General features: G+C 55.8%; 23 protein-coding genes and 3 pseudogenes. 12 read left to right on the top strand and 14 right to left on the bottom strand.

What is annotated here, in order from left to right; translation table 11 throughout:
• Window positions 1-7: 7 nt before the first annotated feature.
• Window positions 8-223, top strand: a pseudogene (locus EAF64_RS21640) (hypothetical protein); the annotation flags it as partial.
• On the opposite strand, the gene EAF64_RS14635 reads toward EAF64_RS21640, so the two are convergent.
• Both EAF64_RS14635 and EAF64_RS14630 read right to left on the bottom strand, forming a co-directional pair.
• Window positions 155-430, bottom strand: coding sequence for a DUF7521 family protein (locus EAF64_RS14635; RefSeq protein WP_129069727.1), 276 nt, complete (start codon window positions 428-430; stop codon window positions 155-157). The pseudogene EAF64_RS21640 and the gene EAF64_RS14635 overlap by 69 nt on opposite strands.
• Window positions 427-786 carry an ArsR/SmtB family transcription factor gene (locus EAF64_RS14630; protein ID WP_129069726.1) on the bottom strand — a complete coding sequence of 120 codons (360 nt, stop codon included), beginning with the start codon at window positions 784-786 and terminating at the stop codon, window positions 427-429. Before EAF64_RS14630 ends, EAF64_RS14635 begins: the two co-directional genes overlap by 4 nt.
• 108 nt (window positions 787-894) lie before the next feature.
• On the opposite strand from EAF64_RS14630, the gene EAF64_RS14625 reads away from it, so the two are divergent.
• Window positions 895-1338 carry a hypothetical protein gene (locus EAF64_RS14625; RefSeq protein ID WP_129069725.1) on the top strand — a complete coding sequence of 148 codons (444 nt, stop codon included), beginning with the start codon at window positions 895-897 and terminating at the stop codon, window positions 1336-1338.
• Between the two features lie 4 nt (window positions 1339-1342).
• Entirely contained in the window at window positions 1343-1627 is a 285-nt protein-coding gene (locus EAF64_RS14620; RefSeq protein ID WP_227738988.1) for a hypothetical protein, read from the top strand.
• 49 nt (window positions 1628-1676) lie between these two features.
• On the opposite strand, the gene EAF64_RS14615 is transcribed toward EAF64_RS14620, so the two are convergent.
• Window positions 1677-2183, bottom strand: a complete 507-nt coding sequence (locus EAF64_RS14615; protein ID WP_227738987.1) for a hypothetical protein — start codon at window positions 2181-2183, stop codon at window positions 1677-1679.
• Window positions 2180-2935, bottom strand: a complete 756-nt coding sequence (locus tag EAF64_RS14610; protein ID WP_193767702.1) for a DsbA family protein — start codon at window positions 2933-2935, stop codon at window positions 2180-2182. Before EAF64_RS14610 ends, EAF64_RS14615 begins: the two co-directional genes overlap by 4 nt.
• A 277-nt stretch (window positions 2936-3212) precedes the next feature.
• Between EAF64_RS14610 and EAF64_RS14605 the strand changes: the two genes are divergently transcribed.
• The 3 genes from EAF64_RS14605 to EAF64_RS14595 all read left to right on the top strand — a co-directional run bounded on the left by EAF64_RS14605 (window position 3213) and on the right by EAF64_RS14595 (window position 4234).
• Window positions 3213-3476 (top strand): hypothetical protein, encoded by a 264-nt coding sequence (locus tag EAF64_RS14605; protein WP_129069724.1) that lies wholly within the window; start codon window positions 3213-3215, stop codon window positions 3474-3476.
• 97 nt (window positions 3477-3573) lie between these two features.
• Window positions 3574-3915, top strand: coding sequence for an ArsR/SmtB family transcription factor (locus EAF64_RS14600; RefSeq protein WP_227738986.1), 342 nt, complete (start codon window positions 3574-3576; stop codon window positions 3913-3915).
• Window position 3916: 1 nt separating this feature from the next.
• Window positions 3917-4234: a DUF7521 family protein gene (locus EAF64_RS14595; RefSeq protein WP_129069722.1), complete on the top strand. Its 318-nt coding sequence runs from the start codon at window positions 3917-3919 to the stop codon at window positions 4232-4234.
• A 204-nt stretch (window positions 4235-4438) separates the two neighbouring features.
• Here the strand turns inward: EAF64_RS14595 and EAF64_RS14590 are convergent, their stop codons facing one another.
• Both EAF64_RS14590 and EAF64_RS14585 read right to left on the bottom strand, forming a co-directional pair.
• On the bottom strand, window positions 4439-5326 hold the full coding sequence (locus EAF64_RS14590; protein ID WP_193767701.1) for a CPBP family intramembrane glutamic endopeptidase: 888 nt from the start codon (window positions 5324-5326) through the stop codon (window positions 4439-4441).
• A 1366-nt stretch (window positions 5327-6692) separates the two neighbouring features.
• The gene (locus EAF64_RS14585; protein ID WP_129069720.1) at window positions 6693-7106 is read right to left on the bottom strand and encodes a TRAM domain-containing protein; all 414 of its coding nucleotides are present in this window, start codon (window positions 7104-7106) and stop codon (window positions 6693-6695) included.
• 118 nt (window positions 7107-7224) lie between these two features.
• On the opposite strand from EAF64_RS14585, the gene EAF64_RS21070 reads away from it, so the two are divergent.
• The gene (locus tag EAF64_RS21070; RefSeq protein ID WP_193767700.1) at window positions 7225-7386 is read left to right on the top strand and encodes a hypothetical protein; all 162 of its coding nucleotides are present in this window, start codon (window positions 7225-7227) and stop codon (window positions 7384-7386) included.
• Window positions 7387-7394: 8 nt separating this feature from the next.
• On the opposite strand, the gene EAF64_RS21065 is transcribed toward EAF64_RS21070, so the two are convergent.
• Window positions 7395-7550: a DUF7837 family putative zinc-binding protein gene (locus EAF64_RS21065; protein WP_193767699.1), complete on the bottom strand. Its 156-nt coding sequence runs from the start codon at window positions 7548-7550 to the stop codon at window positions 7395-7397.
• A gap of 573 nt (window positions 7551-8123) precedes the next feature.
• On the opposite strand from EAF64_RS21065, the gene EAF64_RS14580 reads away from it, so the two are divergent.
• Both EAF64_RS14580 and EAF64_RS14575 read left to right on the top strand, forming a co-directional pair.
• On the top strand, window positions 8124-8510 hold the full coding sequence (locus tag EAF64_RS14580) for a hypothetical protein (RefSeq protein ID WP_129069719.1): 387 nt from the start codon (window positions 8124-8126) through the stop codon (window positions 8508-8510).
• 5 nt (window positions 8511-8515) lie between these two features.
• The gene (locus tag EAF64_RS14575; protein WP_129069718.1) at window positions 8516-8713 is read left to right on the top strand and encodes a helix-turn-helix transcriptional regulator; all 198 of its coding nucleotides are present in this window, start codon (window positions 8516-8518) and stop codon (window positions 8711-8713) included.
• Between the two features lie 1387 nt (window positions 8714-10100).
• On the opposite strand, the gene EAF64_RS14570 is transcribed toward EAF64_RS14575, so the two are convergent.
• Window positions 10101-10376: a helix-turn-helix transcriptional regulator gene (locus tag EAF64_RS14570; RefSeq protein WP_129069717.1), complete on the bottom strand. Its 276-nt coding sequence runs from the start codon at window positions 10374-10376 to the stop codon at window positions 10101-10103.
• Window positions 10377-10692: 316 nt separating this feature from the next.
• Window positions 10693-10797 (bottom strand): annotated as a pseudogene (locus EAF64_RS21760) (HD domain-containing protein); the annotation flags it as partial.
• 312 nt (window positions 10798-11109) lie between these two features.
• Here EAF64_RS21760 and EAF64_RS14560 point away from each other — a divergent pair.
• On the top strand, window positions 11110-11367 hold the full coding sequence (locus EAF64_RS14560; RefSeq protein ID WP_227738985.1) for a hypothetical protein: 258 nt from the start codon (window positions 11110-11112) through the stop codon (window positions 11365-11367).
• Between the two features lie 176 nt (window positions 11368-11543).
• On the opposite strand, the gene EAF64_RS21060 is transcribed toward EAF64_RS14560, so the two are convergent.
• The 3 genes from EAF64_RS21060 to EAF64_RS14545 all read right to left on the bottom strand — a co-directional run bounded on the left by EAF64_RS21060 (window position 11544) and on the right by EAF64_RS14545 (window position 13600).
• Window positions 11544-11705, bottom strand: a complete 162-nt coding sequence (locus EAF64_RS21060) for a hypothetical protein (RefSeq protein ID WP_193767698.1) — start codon at window positions 11703-11705, stop codon at window positions 11544-11546.
• 901 nt (window positions 11706-12606) lie between these two features.
• On the bottom strand, window positions 12607-12837 hold the full coding sequence (locus EAF64_RS14550; RefSeq protein WP_129069716.1) for a hypothetical protein: 231 nt from the start codon (window positions 12835-12837) through the stop codon (window positions 12607-12609).
• Window positions 12838-13228: 391 nt separating this feature from the next.
• A complete protein-coding gene (locus EAF64_RS14545; RefSeq protein WP_129069715.1) occupies window positions 13229-13600 on the bottom strand; it encodes a DsrE family protein in 372 nt (123 codons plus the stop codon).
• Window positions 13601-14117: 517 nt separating this feature from the next.
• On the opposite strand from EAF64_RS14545, the pseudogene EAF64_RS14540 reads away from it, so the two are divergent.
• Window positions 14118-15794 (top strand): annotated as a pseudogene (locus EAF64_RS14540) (transposase).
• A 411-nt stretch (window positions 15795-16205) separates the two neighbouring features.
• Here the strand turns inward: EAF64_RS14540 and EAF64_RS14535 are convergent.
• Together EAF64_RS14535 and EAF64_RS14530 are read right to left on the bottom strand one after the other, a co-directional pair.
• Window positions 16206-16763 carry a hypothetical protein gene (locus EAF64_RS14535; protein ID WP_129069714.1) on the bottom strand — a complete coding sequence of 186 codons (558 nt, stop codon included), beginning with the start codon at window positions 16761-16763 and terminating at the stop codon, window positions 16206-16208.
• An 11-nt stretch (window positions 16764-16774) separates the two neighbouring features.
• Complete coding sequence (locus EAF64_RS14530) at window positions 16775-17398, bottom strand: transcriptional regulator (RefSeq protein WP_227738983.1); 624 nt, start codon at window positions 17396-17398, stop codon at window positions 16775-16777.
• A 234-nt stretch (window positions 17399-17632) separates the two neighbouring features.
• On the opposite strand from EAF64_RS14530, the gene EAF64_RS14525 reads away from it, so the two are divergent.
• The gene (locus EAF64_RS14525; RefSeq protein ID WP_129069713.1) at window positions 17633-18265 is read left to right on the top strand and encodes a hypothetical protein; all 633 of its coding nucleotides are present in this window, start codon (window positions 17633-17635) and stop codon (window positions 18263-18265) included.
• Window positions 18266-18270: the final 5 nt, after the last annotated feature.

The following is an 18270-nucleotide window of genomic DNA, read 5'->3' as shown; positions in this document are numbered from 1 at the left end:
CCTCGACAGACCGGACGTGGTCTTGCTCCTGTCCGGATCGGGCAAAGTCCTCATAACGGGCGGCAAGGAGACGGACGAAGCCTACCGTGCTCTCGGTGTGGTCTGTGGGGTGTTGGAATCATACGGCTTCTCGACTGACGAACAGCGTCCCGTGTCAGTTGGTTTCGAACGTGAACGACGCTATGATGAGCGGGAGGCCGCCCGAGACGAGTGTCGCCTGTAGCAGTGCCGCTGAGAGGAGCGACGTACCGAACACCTGGTACACGAGGCTTTCACAGATTGCGCCGACGCCGATGAACAAGAATCCAGCAGAGACGTACCGCATGGGCTCGCGGTTACTTCGCCGGTATCCGTGGTACGCCAGTGAGGCGACGACGAGGCTAAGCACCAGCGTAACCAGTTTTGCGAGCAGGATGGGCGGCCCGATCATGAGCTGTCCCGGATGTCAGTCCAGAGTGACGTGAAGTTGTCAGCGAGTTCGTCGCACGTGTCCACCGAGAGGTCGAGTTCTCCGTCCGATAGTTCGACGTGGAGTTCTTCGAGCGTCGTCTCGAACTCTCGACGGTGTGAGCCATCGGCGTCGACGGTCGAGCGCTCGTCGACGAGGTCGTGTTCCTGCAGCGTCGAGAGACGCCGGCAGACCGTCGCCAGCGAGGCATCACAGAGCCGACTGAGGTCTTTTGCCGTCTGTGGCTCCCGGTCGGCCGCCAGCAGAATCCGTCGCGAGTACTCGTCAGCGAGCAACTGAAAGATCGTTCCGGGAGTCGCGTCGCCACCTCTGGCCATAGGAGACCGTCTCGCCGTGATCATCAAAGAAGCGACGGTTCGAGGCGTTTTTCTGAATGTGCAAAAAGACGGTTGGGTTTACTACCGCAGCGACAAAGAGCGGAATACATGCAGGACTCTAGGACACGCCTCGTCAAAGCTGTTAGCGCCAGCGTCGGGTCGTTCGCGCTGTTCGGCGTCGTGACAGGGCTGATACCGAACCCGCTGTATGTCCGGATGGTTCCGCGGACGGAACTCGACTACCTGTTTCTCCTGCTAACTGCGGGTTTTCTCGGCCTCTACACGTTCCAGCGAGCGCCCGGTGAGAGCGACGATGACACAGCTGTGGGTACGAGCGCAGTCATTGGGTTCTTGGCCTTCGGCTGTCCGGTGTGTAACGCGTTCTTGCTCGCGCTGTTCAGCAACTCTGCTCTGATGACGTACTTCGACCCCCTTCGCCCACTCCTGGGTGCTGTCAGTGTCGTCCTCTTTGGCGGCCTGCTGTACGTCCGCTCTCGGCGCACCTGCGAGCAGTGCGTTGACAGCGAGGCGATGGGGTCGACTCTCGACTAAGTGTATGCAAGAGGGAGCTATGAACGCTACGAACACGACTTCGGACGGGGACAGCAACGAGACGACGACCGCCTGGTGGTCGCTGCTCGGTCTCGGTGGTGCCGTGAGTCTCTGCTGTCTGGTCGCAGCCCCAGCTGTGACTGGCGCAGCGGTCGCTACGGCAAGCGGCGGAGCGACAGCAGCCGCAGGTGGTGGCGTCGTTCGAGTACTCGTCTCGGCACTGACAGTCGGGCTTATCGGCGTCGTCGTCCGGTACCGACTCGGCACCGACTGTCCCTGTGAGGAGTGACAGCTGTTACTCGCGGTCGGCCGACGATGGGACCGCACACTGTCGCGGGTCACCGAGGCGGGCGAGATAGCCAGCCAGCCAGCAGCAGGCCGGCGAGCCGCAGCAAGTTCCCGTCGAACGGGAGTGTCGCGAGCGCGCCGGCGAGTCCAACCAGCCCGAGGAGACCCGCCCCACAGCTCGCACAGCCAGAGGCGAGTAGACCTGGCAGGACAGCCGAGAGCCTACGCGCATTCTGGCTGCCGGCCACCCGCACGCGCCCGACCGCAGCAGTCACCGCGATACCAGTCATGATGGCGTAGCCGCAGACCAGTCCGAGGCCGACCGCACCGGCAGTCTGGTATGTGTTCGCCGTCAGCGCAAGTATGGCCTCGTCGAAGTACGCGATATCGGCTCCCAGCAACTGCGCCGAGTAGGTCGGAAACGTGCTCAAAACGAGCAGGCAGTAGATCACAGCCGCGACGTAAACAGTTACAAGCGTTCGTCGGACCGAGGTGAGCGGGTAGCCAAGCCCCTCAAGCAAGCGGACCACATGTGCCTGGACTCGGGAGTCGCTCATGCGTTCTCGACGGTCGTAATGGCCTCGTCAAACCGGGCAGCAGGCTGTGCGCCGACAAGTTTCCCCGCCTTGTCCGCGTTGCGGTTGTAGATAATAAACGCCGGCGAACCCCGGAGGCCGAGTCGCCGCGCCCGCTCGACGTCGGTGGCGATCGACGACTCGATTTCTGACCGATTCTCTTGCATGCAGGTGTCGACAGTATCTGCATCGACGCCATCGACCTCCCGCGTGATTTCGAGGAGATTCGATTTGCTCGCCCAGCCCGACCCCTTCTCTCCCTGTCGGCCATACACCGTCGAGTGCCACTGCCAGTACCGGCGCGGCTCGTCGCTGCGGACCTGCCGCCAGATACACCGGTCCATCACCGCGGCAGTTATCGACCCCTCTCCGAGATACGGAAACTCGATGAAGATGACCCGGACAGTGCCCGACCTGACGTGATCGTCGATGAGTGTAGGAAACGTGTTCTCCTCGAACCGACGACAGAACGGACACTGGTAGTCGCTCCAGTAGTACATGTCGAGTGGCGCGTCCATGCTTCCCATGACCGGATGCCCGTCGAGATCGATTCCGAAGCCGGTCGATTCGGAACTGCTGTGAAACCGTGGCCCGTCCGTCGGCGAGGTGCGGACCGTCTCGGTCGCTCCGCTATCAAGTTGTGCGCCAGCGTAGACGACACCACCAGTGGCGGTCACTGTCCCGAGACTAGCCAGCACGGCACGGCGTGTTGTCTGAGAATCCGGGCGTTCCATAGCTTGTTGTCGACACGTGACAGTAATAGGCTGACCGGCGATTTGCTGAGTCTGCAAATCGGTCGATCACAAAACTACCCATTGTATCAACGACGGTCGCGGTGGTGCAGAATACGTTTCAAGGTCGAACTCGACGGATTTCAGTTGGGGAGAGTTCATCAGTGGTTGGTTGATCAGCGAAGATTTATCCTCGATTCCTGAAAAGCAGTCGAGCGACATTACAAATCGAGATATGGTAGTAGAGGGTCTGTGAATACTTCTGCACCACCGCCTGCGTATGAACCAGTTCTATTTGTACCACCTCTCGCTTGGGGTTGTGGGGGCAGTATGGGGGCTGAGTGCAGTCTGGAGCATACTGGCCGACGGAATGAGTCTTCCTCTGGGGCTGGCAGGGGTTGGTGGCGTTGGATTGGTCGTCGCAATCGTGTACGAACTCGCTACGGCGGACCCCGAGGAGTTTTCTGTGGGACGAGTTTCGTTTGGCCTCGTCGTTACAGGCGCTGTCCTCACACTTGTCGGAGTCGGTCTTGAACTGATTTGATAAAAGACAGTTCCTCGTACCGTCACTGGCTGAAGCCAGCCAGAGACACTGGGACGGCACAACACATATTGACACGACAGGAGATGAACCAGATAGCGTGTCCGACGTGCGAGATCCCGAAGCGCTCGCAGACTTGCTCGGTGACGAGTGTGCGCGCACGATTCTCGTCGAGGTAAAAAAGGAGCCCCGCTCGGCGGCAGAGCTCAGCGACTGCGCTGGGGTTTCGGAACCGACGGTCTACCGGCGACTCGAACGACTCCGCGAGTACGACCTCGTTACTGAAGACATCCATCCAGTCACCGATGGGAAGAATTACAAGCTCTATCGGACAGAACTCGAAGGCATCGAACTCGACCTCAGCGAGGACGGCTTCGAGATCACTGTCTCGCGTCGTAAACGGATGGCTGATCGCTTCACTCAGTTCGTAGAGGGAACCTGATATGTTCGATATAACGCTCCAGTCGCTCGATCTCGAAACACTACGAGTCGTTCGCCAAGCCAGCGAGGCGATCATCATTCTCTTTGGGCTGGCGATTAGCTACATCGCCTACACGGCATACAGACAAAATCAGAGTCGTCCGATGCTGTTCATCGCGGTTGGGTTCGTTCTGGTGCTGTTCGTTCCGGGCGCTGTGGCGGTTGTCCTGTTACTGTTGCTGGGCGTGCCCAGTCCAGTCGTCAACAGCGTCAACCAGTTCTTCGAGCTCGCGGGCCTCGGACTGATCCTCTACGGATTGTGGGTGCCACGGCGGGACTGACACTGTCGACTGCTCTTCGGGGCACTCACAGTCGGGCCAACGAACACTGATCGGGAGCGCGTTCAGACCGGCCCGTCACCAGTTGCCGAAGTGTGAACGGTCGATAGCGATCAGTGAGTCAGGGCACGCTCGCCGTCGGAATCTGGTTGCGCGAATCCTGCACAATACCGTTCTGAAACAGGCGTAACTGTCTGGAAACTCCCGCTACGGTGGAGTTGTAGTGGTCTCGGCATCCCGGCGGGGGTCGAGCGAGCGTCCGTCGCGGGAGAGGACAACGAGCGCGACAACCCACGTTGCGAGGGCCATACCAAGCATCACGATGTCGGGGAAGCCGCTCGACCGGAGGATGTCGACGGGGATCGGGTACAATGTACTGGAGGCGTTGAGGCTGGCGTGGAACAACATCGCGAGCAGGACACTGCCGCCGGTGCCGTTGAACAGCCACGTCAGCAGGACGCTGAACCCGAGAACGCCGACGGCGTAGGGCAAAAACCCCTGGCCGTACTGCGAAGAGGCCGGGATGGCAAAGACCGGCAGGTGCCAGACAGCCCAGATGACGCCGATGACCAGGCTCGCCACGGTCCCACCGTAGGCCGCCTGCAACCGCGGGAGAGCGAATCCACGCCAGCCGAGTTCCTCCTGTCCGCCGCCGAGAAACAGGACGAAGACGAACTGGACCGGATACATTGGGAGTCGCTGGACGAGTACCGAAAGGTCCAGCACGCCGCCGCTGGCCGCATACAGTGCCGACCCGACCGGGATCATCGCGGGCGTGAGAAAGAGCGAGACGAGATACCACTTGGGATGCTGTCGCCAGTCGAAGACGCTCTTCAGGAGGGCACGCACGGTGCCCTCACCGCGCCACGTCATGATGACAGCCGCGATAGCTGGGCCGAAGCCGCCGATTACTATCGGGAGAATGCCGAGTTCATCAGGAATCACGAGACCGAGTGTGTCCTGAAACGCCAGCGGGAGCCAAAGCGCCCAGGAGACGCCGAGCGTCAGCGCGAAAAACGCGACTGACTGGTGGAGGGCCTGGCTGTCGTCGAGCGGTACGTCGGGACCGACGGGCATGGCAGTTGTCGTTGCCATACGCGAGTATAAGAGTGGCATTAAAAAACCGGCACGTGGCTGGCTTCAGCGGCTGAAGCTATACCAGTCATTAGAGGTCTTCGACCCCTGAATGTTCAAACGGGTCGATTCGGGCCGTAAAACAGGCTGCTGACGCTTGTGGCGTGTGAAGGCCCCTGCTGACTACTGTCGGTCCCGTGGATCCATTGTTTGAGTCTCGTACTGGCGGACTATCTTCATGAACTGTTGTCAGAACCGCTCATGATTGATAGACTGCGCGTGTCTTGCACTCATCACCCTCTGATTACAGTTAATCAAATCGGTCAGTAGAGAAGTGCTACTTGCTTCGTTTCTTGGACTCTAACCCGTATTCTTCTGGGTTGTACTCACCGAGAACGAGTACAGACAGTATCAACGTTCCAGACACAACCAGAGAAACCCAGAACATATCTAAACTGAGTGGGCCAACGGTGCTCAGAGTACTGCCTGGGCTAGAAAGCACGATCGTCAGTGTTGCCCCGCACACTCCGAGAATTGGGAGTCGGTAATGGTGAATTTTCGTTAATATTCGAAGCATGTTTCAACGATTTCTGCAATTCCTGGTGCTAATATTGTTTGCGAATGATTGATCCGCACCCTGCATAGCACGGTGATACGGTAGAGCGCACGTATCACGCAGATGGATTCGTTCAGACACGCTGCGATCGGGTTGGTCAGTAACAGACGTTATCTTTAGGAGACTACACACAAAATAAGCATTGCAAAAATGTCAGCCAAGCCCTCCAGCGTCGAGATCGCAGATACGGTCTCTGATTTGATGTACGGAATTGCCGGATGGCTCTTGATCGGACTTGGAGCCGTGGCATTCTTGAGTGGCACCGGTGGAGTCATTCAACACGCCGGGACAAGTGAGATGATCGTTCCACTGTTACTCCTTGGATTGGGATTTCTGTTCATCACATCAGGTATCTTTGTCAACCCACGCTTTCGCCGCCGACTTGACCGACGCCATAACCTCTCCCGGTTCGGCCAGGCCAAGACTGTCGACAGTAGAGTCCTTTCGCCATCCGAGAATCGTCATGAGTCGTGTGTCCGTTGCGGATCCAGTCTGAGAAAGGGGATTATCCGCCGATATCGGCAAGAATACGTTGTCGCTGGTATTCCAGTGTGGACGATATCTGGAAATCGCAATTTCTACTGTCCGAGCTGTGCTACCGAGGAATTGTCTGGCCCCATTTCCACCGACACTGGTAATGGCGATGTCTCAGAGCGAACAATTGCTGAGACTGAATAAGGTTTCATGAACAGGATTGTTGGCAGAGTCCTCAGTCACCAACCGTATTCATGCCCTGTTCGAGAAACAGGGGATGCCACCAGCTCTGGGATCTTATTCGTAGTAGTCGAGACGTTCGACAACCTCTGCGAAGGCAACATTCCGTTGGACATCAGTGATGTCGATGGTAACGCGTTCGTCTTGTTTGCTCTCAGGGACAATGATGACGAACCCACGCTCAACTCGAGTGATGCCGTCACCCTGGTTGCCGAGATCTTCGATTTCAATAGTCCGTTGCTCCCCTTTTTCAACGGGTGGTGTCTGTGAGGTATTCGTGGACTGGGAGGTAGCGTCGGTATCGGTGGTCTCGTCGACTGTCCGTGCGGCCAGCACAGCCACACAATATGTTTTGCCGGGTTGGACCTCACCACTCTGAACTTCTTGCTCTGGAATTTCGATAACAGCCGGGTCATTGCGGTTCTCGACAGACGCAGAGAATAGACAGCGAAGTTGGTCAGGAATATCCATCAATCGTAACCTACACCGCTTGTCTGGCGGAAAGCAACTGACTCTACCCCCCAGCAATCCGTCAGACGATTTTGGGGAGATGGGAAGCCACAAATCCGAGGAACCGTATCAGCCAACGATGAACGAGTGCCCTCCCCTCAAAGAACAGGCAACAGATCAGCTCAGGGAAGCCCTCGATGCGGGCGATCCTGACAAGAAGAACTTCCACATCCGGAGTGCGCTTCAGTTCGAGGAGTGCATCGAGGCGACAGACCAAGCTGACCACGCCCAAGCCGACTGACGCTGTAGTTACTGCTCCGGTGCGACGACATCGCCACACACCGGACACTCGGCCCAGATGCCCTCGCTGCCGTCATCCTTCTCGTATTCGACAAGGAGCCACGTCTCGGGAATCTCCTCGCCGCAGTCCGGACAGCGACCGAGTGATGATTCGTCGGTGTTCATACAGGGTGGAAGGAGCGTGTGACTGGTTCCTTCCAGGTGATAGTGGAGCGTCCGCAAATGTAAGCGTTCGGCAGACGGGCCCTGTAGGGACACCGTGTTTCTGGTGAACTGACTTATTCACCACATCTAAGAACCAGTCACCCGAAGCAGAGGGACGATGGGTGTCCGGGCAGTCCTCACGCAACTGTTACCCTGTGGTGGGTCGGAGATTGTGGTTGAATGTCGGCATTGTGGAACTAGCGTATCGCCGGATACTGCCGAATGTCCCGACTGTGGAGCGTGTGAATTCTGCCGATACGAAATCCCCCAATAGCTGCTATCAAATACCGATATACTGGGATATCTTGAACCCTATAGAGGAGAGGTCGTTATCCCAATACATATTGAGTATCGGTTACTGACCAGCCTTCTTTCAGGCACGACCCTGCCCGGAACGACTGGTAAGCAGGTACGCGTAGTGAACGGACCGATCCAATGTCAAAGTCAACTTGTGAACACATCTATTGTAGGTCGGGCCACAGTATGTAAAGTCAAAACGACTAAATGGAAAGGTGACTTTACGTCTATGTACGGATGAAAATCAAGCGCACCATTCCGATCGGCGTTGCTGTTCTCAGTGTCGCTATGACGAGCATTGTGTTGGCAACCGTAGACGGATTGCTGATCGAAGTTGGAGTGGTTGCTGGAGGGTTAGCCCTCTTTGGCGCAGGGTATGTCTGGTACCAACGGCAGTGGGATCAAGCGGACGAAGTCAGAATGGACGAGCGGGTTGAGTGGGTCGCACACCGTTCGGGAGAGCTTGCGTTCAGAGTCTCCCTCGCTCTTGCGATGATACTCTTGGTCGCTACTGAGACAAGTAGTATCCCAGTAACGGCTAAGGAGGGACTCGTCCTCCTGATTTTAGGGATGGTTGCCGCCCGCTTCGGACTGTACGGCTGGTATAGACAACAGTCGGTGTGAGAATCGTGGAAAACGATATTAAAGTGTGGCGGGCAAAGGCGGACGTGACGCAGGAGGACCTCGCCGACGCCGTTGAGGTGAGTCGACAGACCATCAACGCCATCGAGCGGGGTCGGTATGATCCGAGCTTAGAATTGGCGTTCGCGCTTGCAGACTTTTTCGAGTGTACTATTGAGGATATCTTCCATCCTGACACGGAGTGAGCGAATTCGGAGCCAGACTAGGCCACAGTTTTCCCGACTGTCCGATTGTGTCTCAAGCTCACTCCGGTTCGCAACACACGTCGGCAGTCTATACCAAACAGTGGTTAGCGTAAGTCCAAGATAAATACTCTGTACTGAGCGACTCCGAACTCTGTGACAGCTTTTCGTGAACGCTCACAGTGTTATCTACTAGAACCATTGCCCGACTCGGGCCGAACGGTTGCAGGCACCTGTGGTGTTTGCGGAAGATCGACCGGCTGTGGTTTGAACTTATAGGTGAAGTTGTACCGCCTTTTATTTTCATCCCGCTCAGCGACAATGCGCTCGGTGGCGGAGCGAATCAGGCCGCTGGCAGTGATTCGGACGGTTGCGTTGTACGCCACGATGTTTTGAGCGTTATAGCGCTGTCCGCCCGCGTATTGATCGGCGCGAAGCACCACCGATGTGGTGTTATCTACTTTACTGACATTGGTAACAGTAAAATTCCCTCGATTGAGCGCCCCTTGAAGCGGACCTCTTGCCGTTGAGAGGCCACGGAGTCCCCGGTTGAACAGCTCAGTTCGGTTCCGTCTGTTATCAAGCGTCACATTCCCATCAGTAACGGTGTACTGCCTGACAGAGGTCTCATTAGCAGTAATAGCAGTTGTAGTGTTCTGGGTCCCGTTTCTAATTATCCGCTGTCCTTGTGCCACGTACTGTACCCGAGTAAGATTCCTCTCGGCTGCCACTCGGACCGAGGCAGCGATAGAAATAGTGCTGGCATTCGTATGTGTCCTATGAGTCACAACACCCGGCGTTTTGATTGCAGTCGTTTGGTGAGCGCGAATCATCTGCGTCACGTTACTGAGGCCAGTATCGGTAAGCCCTGGCGGGAGCTGGTTGAGCAGAGTTGTGTTTGGCGTCGTCGGTGACGCAGTTGGCGTTTGTGTTGCAGAAGGTGTCGAGGAAGAGGGTTCAGCTGTCGAAGGCGACGTTGTTGATGGCGCAGCCGGCGTTTGTGTTGCGGAAGGTGTCGATGAGCCGGTATCAGTTAGGCCTGCGCAGCCCGAGAAAGCGATAAGCACAAGCAATCCAACAGCTACGGCGGTTCTTTGCAACTGTCTTTTGGAGGGCATATATCCTATGATCCAGAGGATAAAGCAAAAGCGACACGATATGCCACCCACAATAGCCACGTGGTCTGTGTCCAGCTGTACTGATCAGATCGAGGGACGAAGAAGAGGGATGCGACCCGTTGTATGATGTCCTCGTCGGTCAGGCAAACGGTGAGGGTTCCTCGAGCGCGAGGATACACCGCTGGCGATCGCCGTCCCAGTACAGCGAGCACTCATCACCCAACCGCTCTACTGACGCCTGGTCGCCTGTGGCGGTGCCCGCTTGAGTACCGTTAATTCTCGAGATACTCTGCTTCCCACTCGCGCCGGGCCTCGATCTCGCGGCGGCCGCGCTTGGTGATCGTATAGACGTTGGTGCGGCGATCCTTCGAACCTTTTTCAACGAGGCCTTTGTCGACGAGCGTATCGAGATTCGGGTAGAGGCGGCCGTGGTGGATCGCTGACTCGTAGTAGGTATCCAACTCGTCCTTGAGCGCGAGGCCGTGGGGCTTGTCCATGCCGGCGATCGTGTACAGGAGATCGCGCTGAAACCTAGTTAGATCGTACATATCAGCCCGAAGTAGCCAGCGCGCTGTCTTGAATGTACGGTGAGAGTTACAGCCGCAGCAACTGCTGGGTTGTGGGGGCTGCGTGGCACAGGGGCTGGGAGCCACGGAGCGTGTGACACTGATTCCGCCGCTCCCGGACGTACGTCTGTGCGCTACGGGCAAAAGCGCGGGGATGTGCGGGTGTGGATGGGCCTGTGATCGCGCTGGCCGGCGCGGGAGGACCCGCTCGTGAGCGCGCAGGTAGTGCTCGATCGCACTGACTTACTCGGCCGGGACATCCTCGGCGTCGAGCAGGCGCGTGGCTTCGCTGGCGGCCCACGGCACGGACGCGGTTGGCATGGAAGAGATCGTGTGCGGGCAAGGCGTCGTCGTAGTACGGGCGCGCTCGCTCACGGGCCAGCGCGGCACGGGCGGCGGGCAGCACTGCTAGCCGGCCGCTGCCGGCGACTTAGTCGTTATGGAGTCTGGTGTCGGGGTAAAGCGTTCGCGCTTGGGGTGGGGTAGCTTAACCAACGAGTGGCGGGGGTCAGGGCGCGTGTTGGTTAAGCCCTAGCGCTGTCGAGTCGCCGCTCAGTAAACAGCAATTAAGTTTCATGCAGTTTTTAATGTCACATCACATTTGCTACTGTATGTCACCGGTCGCCGAATCTATTCTGGATGTTGAGGGTGTCACCCCCGCATTGTCGCTGACTTAGGACAGGTTGAATTTACAATCAGATACGTGCGCGATGACGTGGCCGATCACTACTCGGAGACCGATCTTGAGGAAGCGTACCGACTCATCATGGCGAATCAGATTTCAGGCAGTCAGTTTCGGCAGATAGTGGACCAAGCACAATATACCGCACAATCGCTGTTTTTCGATGACCTTATTGTGCTGCTGTTCCCGTCTGAGCGCCACCAGGCTGTCTTTGCCTCCTTTGATTACCGCGAAGACTTCCCAATTTTCCAGATTATCGAGCAGGCCACAGACAGTACGTCGGCCAACTAGGCGTACACACGCTGCGAGTACTACTGAGCCACGGATCGGCTGGACTGGTGGGGTGATCGACGAGTTCGGGACGGGAGCACTGCGTAGCGCATACGAGCCGGCCGCCGGCACCACGGGCCGCTGAGCTGTGTCTCCGACTGGCGACCCTCTCACAGCGCTGGCCCAGTCACGCAGCGTCAGTCTGCGTGGGCGTGGTCAGCCTGTTCAATCGCCTCGATGCACTCCTCAAACTGCAGCGCACTCCGGATATGGAAGTTCTTCGTGCCGGGATCGTCCGCGCTGAGAGCTTGTTCGAGATGGGTCGCTGCCTGTTCTTTGAGGGGAGGGCGCTCGCTCATTATCGGCGGGCATGGATCCTCGAATATATGGCTTCCTATCTCCCCGGGATTGTCTGACGGGCTCTGGTCAATACAGAGTTTCTAGTTCTCAGAGGCGTCGCCTGTTAGGCGATAAAACATGACTTCCATATCGGGTATGTCTTCAGAGGTTTGTCGAAGAACAAACCCTCCATTATCGAGGGAGAGACCGTTCTGATAGGCTTGCACGATCAGTTCATTCAGTGCTATTTCAAACCCTGCTTGACTGGTTGGCCCTGATTCAACCATATCTCTCGTAGGGGGACCAAGCCCGATGTAAGAATGGCTTGGTACATCATGCGCAGCCACTCTGCACACGAGATCGCTAACCGAGGCTGCCAGTCGTGCTTCCGCACCCGCTCAGGCAATCCAACCCGCCCACAGCTGGGACACTCAGCCAGCCCCGTCGGGACCTCGTCATCTAGCTCCACCAGCGCCGCGTGAATATGCTCGCGGGCAGCGGGCTGCAATGCTCGCGTATACGCTTGGGCCAACTGCGTCTCGACGACGTCGAGATCTACGTCGCTCATCACACGTTCACTCCGTTGTTCCAGGCGTCACCGAGCGTCTCGAAGAGCCGGCGCGTCTGCCGTCGGCTCACCCTGTTAACCAACACACGGCAGGTCATGGTGGTTGTGTTGGTTAAGAGATGGCGTTGTTGGATTCTGACAGTGCGGGCAAGCGCTGAGGCAGTCCAGAACGTGGGTTGCGCAGTATCTGTCAGACGGGAGTTGCTGAACGGAGGGGATGGAGTCAGCACGCTCAGGTCGGTTCCTCATTTGCCAGTCGTCAATAGACCGGCACACCACATCTGGATGCGTAGTGTGCTGATTATTTGGCTTTACACTGAATCTGCCGGACTGTAACTCACCGACCGCCGAGATCAGTCCTCCAATCCGAAATCTGCGAGCGAGTGTGTGTGGTGCCAGAAGGCCACCACTTCATCGACATCGAACGTGAGGACACCATCGGTCAATTCGATCGTGATGACACCCTCTTCAATCTCCGTATCATGGAGATGCATCTCCAGTGGTTCGTCGAATTCTGAGACTGCGAGCATCAGTTCTCCCTTTGCTTCGAGTTCCGATTGTAGCTCTGCTGTTTCTACTACCATTGCATTAACCAATGTGGGTTGTGGGAATGTAAAGATATATTATCGTCTTCAAAAGCCTGTTTTCGTCGCAACGTTTTATTTCCTGGAATTTCGAGAGTATTCCTCCACCAGTATCTATTGTCTTGGCCGAGTCAGGCGGTCCTGGCTTTGATGTGCGGCGTACTGCATTCGCAGTTCTACTGACGGGCTGCTGCATCTGGATTGGCACGGAATCAGCGATGGCTGACTGTTGACTTCAGCCTCTGAGTCGGTCACGCGATTACTGGCAGGAAATATATAAAACGGGAGTGCCGGTGCAAGATGGGATGCGCACATCTTAGACAAATCCATCCGATGTCCGGCTCTTGAATCGATACGAACTGAGTATACACAAAATGGATACTACTTCTATTTACGTGATCTGTAGACCGCCCTGGGCATCCATGGTTAGTTCGATTGTCTCATCCGCATCAACGATAGTAAATCTCTCATCAATGTCAGCCTCACTCAAGCCATTGTGTTCCATACATGCTCCGCAGACGGCGACTCTACCGCCGGCCTCGAGATAGTCTTCCATCAGATCTGGAACCGGACGAAACGGCTCTCCGATATTCAACCCATCGGCATGGCCTGGCTTCCCAAGATGCACCCCGTCAGCCATTAGAATCACAGTGGCTGAATGCCCCTTTTTCACTGCTTTGAGGGCCATAGTGAAGGCCACCGTTACCTTATCCGGATCATTGCGTTCGTGAAACAACGTCGTGACAAAGTCGGTTGTTTCCATATTAGAATTGTTTGAACTGCACTATATAATAAATTTCGATTCCGTGTTGAGGTCATTATGATGGTTTGACATTCTGGGATTTGTGCTGTTAAAATAACCATATATGACTCTTTATTGGAGAGAGGATTTATAAAAGATAATTCAAACACTACGAATTGGCGGCCTGTGACCCAGACCACGAATGGAGATGGTAAACGATTTGAGCCACATTGTCTGCGATAACTTGTACTATATTATCAAGACTGTGAATACTGATTCACTGTAGCCAGCTAATAACCATGTCCAGCCCGGGAATTGATGAGGCCCCGACCAACGTAAAGAGAACACAGTCTCTCGGTCGGTCACCGTATTTCTGACAGAGGTTGAACAGTCGGCAAAGGTATGCTGCATAGAACCTCTATATCTTGCACGGCCTTTCTACCAAACTTCTGAGAAGTGGTCGCTTGGCTTGGTATGTGCTTGCCCTGCACTGAGCAGTTAGACGAATACTTGAGCGTGTCGTTGGCACCGTCCCTTTGTGGCCCCAACACGTGAGTCTCGCCGCACTGTCTTCCGGCAGATCGCCCAGCTATCCTATGCTGAGTGGCCCACGTACGAGTCGAGCCCGCTGTTCGAACGCACGTCACTCCCCGCGCTGGAATCGGATGTTCGCCTCGTTGCGGAACCCTGGTTCCAGCATGACGATCACAATGGTGTTGATCAATTCGTCCGCGCAGTGCCGCTGGCATACGTCCAATTCGATGCCCACGGCCGATATGCAGGCTCGACGAGCTACGAGATGGCAACGCTGTTTCGCCTGTTCCTGCTGAAAGAATGCCATGGCTGGGATCACGAGACTGCCCTCGTCGAATACCTCACCCAGCACCCCGATTTCTGCGAACAGATCGGGCTGAACTCGATGCCGAACCAATCCACGCTGTGGCGCAGCTGGCACCATCGGTTCACGGCTGAACTTCAAGACACCGTCGAGACAGCAGCGCGAACCATACTCATCAAAGCCCAAAACGCGGGTGTTTCTGTTCCGCGTGAGCCAGACCGACAGAGCCGCAGATACGATACTGAGGATACAGAATCGGACTCATCCGACTAGACCGTATTAGAGCAGGCCGAGACCGTCACTAATCGCGTCAGCGACGTTGTATTCCCAGCGTTCTCATTGGACCGGGGCGAGCGGTGTGAGATCCACGAAAACGCCTACTGGGATCTCCAAACGTACCTCGGACTCCGTGAGAATTTAGCCGCCAATGAGGGCGCTCGGAGTTTCATTCACGAGTCCAATCGGGAGCTGACTCCGCTCGGCCACGCCCATCGCGAGCACGTCCGTGATCTCTCCATTGAGCAGATTCGGGAGATGTATCGACAGGCAGTCTGCCGACTCTTGCACCGTGTCGCAGAGACAGAGGAGTTCTTCCGAGCCGGCATCGTCGCGATCGATATTACCGAATCTGACCCGTTCACTGGCGACCGTGCGGGTCACGAAGACGAGATTATCGGGACGAAGGAGAAAACGGACGAGTACGCCTACCAGTGGGCGACGGTCCAGCTGGTTGGGAACGCTGTTCCAATAGTCCTTGATGCGCGCCCAGTCCGGAAAGGCGATACGCGCAAGGAGATCGTCGAGGACCTCTTGGACTCGGCAGAGGCAGCTGTTCATGTCGATAACGTACTGATGGATCGTGAGTTCGACAGCCAGCACATCCTGGAGATGCTGAGTCAACGCGGTCTGTCCTACGTGGTGCCCAAACGGATGCGGACCAGCGAGAAAGCCCAGGCCAAGCGTCTTCTCAAGCGGGGAAAGGACCGGTACGAGACTGATCGAAAACTGCATCTCGGTGACAACGAGTGGCACTCGACGACGCTCATCTACCGACGGAAAGAGAACTCCGAGCACACCGATCATCAGCAGTATTCGGTGTTCATGACGAATCGAAAGAGTGGGCTCCTTCCCGAGTACGGCTATCGGTGGGAGATTGAGAGCGGCTACAAATCGATCAAGCGGTTCATGGGTGCGACGACCTCGAAGCATTTCGGCCTGCGGTTCTTCTACTTCGCGTTTGCGTGTCTTCTGTACTCGATCTGGCGGGCAGTTGATTTGCTTGTGCAGGTACAGTTGACCGGCGAGTACGAACACTCGCCGATCGTGACGGCTGATAACACGCTGACGCTGGTAAAGAAGGAAACGGGAATCGGATAGCGAGGGGGCCTCTCTCCGTGAGAGCGCAGCGTCTGAGTGGCGACACTATCCAGAGTCTCGGAAATCCGCTGGAATAGTTGCCTGCAAAACAGGAACGGTCGTTCAGAAAGCGATCTGAAGCAGATTCTCCTTTTCGATTCGGCCGATTCCACGCATTACAGGCCCGCTATACCTGCTGTAGTCTCAACTTCCAATTGCGACAGTAGGTGAGACTGATCGTCTCAATGCATACGGTTCCCGGACCGCTTTGTGGCGATGGACGAGGTACTCCTTCACATTTTGTCGATTTTACTCCTAACCACAGATAAGCCGGGAGGGCGACTCATTCCACAGCGACCAGTACATCGCGCTGACGGTGAGATTAAAATCGCGAATGGGCGTGCTGATCTGGTCCAACTGCCGAAATGTTCGCTACTCATTCCACGTGAGCTGGCCTACGGTTGGAAACTCAACCTTCGCGGTTTGGGGTGGGTTGTAGTATCGGGACTTGATGTCGTAGTATCCGAATTCGGGAGGAATACGAGCGCACGCCTTTGCCAGATTTTCGTCCGCTGTGTGGGTGATCACACGGATTCGAGCATTCGCATCGAATAATCGAACTGCCAACGCGACCAACGCCGCATCCTGCCAGTTGTTCGTCTCTGGATACTTGCTCTGCTGGTTGAGAAACCTATCTGCAACGAACCGTGCTTTCTCTACCGGTCCAGCGCTATTATCGAATCCCTCTGTACGATCACCTGGGAGCGGTGGGGCTACCCGAAGCCATCCTTCTTCGATAGCCGTATCGAGGTACGGGTTCGTCGGTGAGTCGGCACTCCCGGCATCCGCCAACTCGTGGTAGACCGCTGCTGGCACCCAAATTTCCGTTCCAGCCTCCTCTACGGCACTCTTGAGCGATTGTAGGTGTGAACTGGGTTGCTTCCCCAAGTTCCGAAACATCACCGTGTCTGCAATGTTCGCCGTATACATCCTCGCTCGGTTCACTTATCGACGTATTCCCCGAGGAGATCGTCCTCGTCCGCATCGAACTCATCCGGTGTGTACGTCGTCGGGGTCGAACCGTCATCACCGAGATTGAGGATTGAATAGAGCGCTTCGACGAGGTCATACGTAGTTCCAGGAGACAAATCTGTGAGGCTCGCGATTTGCCGGATTGTGACATCGCCCTCACTGTGTGCGTTCACGAGATCGTATGCGAGCGCGAACGTGACGATTCCGTGGTCTTCGAGGACTCGTTCGATCGCTGGGTACTCGTTCTTCTGGGCGATTACCTCGATGATCTTGGGAGTGATCGAGACTTCCGTCTCACGAACCGTCAACGTTAGTTCGAACTCCTGAGCGGTGTATACGGCAGTTCCGGTCTCGTCACCAACTTTGCTGATCAGGCCTGCTTGCTCCAGTTTATGGAGGTAGCCGTACACCGTCTTTTTGGAGACCGTCATTGTTTCGACGAGTTCGGGACCTGTTGCAGTCCCTGCCTGTCTAATCGATGTATAGAGGTCCGCGAGGGACGGGTTTTCAAGTAATTCAGCGAACGTCGGGATACCAGTGATTGTTCCCGGAGTGTCCCCCGCGTTTCGCACGTGCTCTGTATCGTAGCTCATCTTGTATAGAGTTACGAAACTGGAAACCATAAACGTTTGCCACGGATACGGGCCGCAGTAGTGTTCACAACCGGGCACAATTGCGGAGGATGGTTTTGATACGCACCTTAATTACACGCCACCCACGCTCACAACGACCATTAAGTAGATGTGCGAATTAACTATTAGTAGAGTTAGGCATACCGTTGTTTGACCTTCCCGAAGCGTTTTGTCCTGTTGGTGGATGTTTCGCGTATGAATCGGCGGCGATTCCTCGGACTCGCCGGAATGAGTGCCACAGCCGGGTGTACGACTCAATTAGCGTCAGAAACGACACCATCGGAGTCCGAAACCACTACTACCTCAACAAGTATGGAAAAAGATAATAATCCAACTTCTGGCGGTAGTCGTGTGAATGTCTCGATCACTTCTATTACAGTTCCTACAGATCTCCCAATCAAACCAAATGTGGAGGCTATTAACCCTCTAGCTACAGAAAATCATCCTCCTCAATTAAGAACAACTCTCCCCAACACTATGGAAGATCCTGTGATAGTGGGGGATATCAGAAACGCGCATTTCGAAAATACATTCAGCGAATCCGGAAAATACGTCCTCGTCCCAGAAAATTCCGGCTATGGAAACGCAGAACCCGGTTGCTGGCGAATCACTGGCGGAGTCGGCCAAGCAGCCACTTATCAGGAATCTGAGATTCCATCTAATTCACGAAGTACTCGCCTGCTAAATCTTTTCGCTTACGGCGAAAGTGAGAGTTGTCTTCTCACAGGCACGTACCAATTTAAAACGTTGATAGATATATCGACAAGTACAGCTCAATCAACCCAGAATACCTCATGGGGGTTTACTATCCAAATCGAGCACGTTTGACAAAT

The organism is Halorientalis pallida (assembly GCF_004118325.1).
In the GTDB taxonomy this organism is placed as follows: domain Archaea; phylum Halobacteriota; class Halobacteria; order Halobacteriales; family Haloarculaceae; genus Halorientalis; species Halorientalis pallida.
This window is presented reverse-complemented; position numbering and strand designations above follow the sequence as displayed.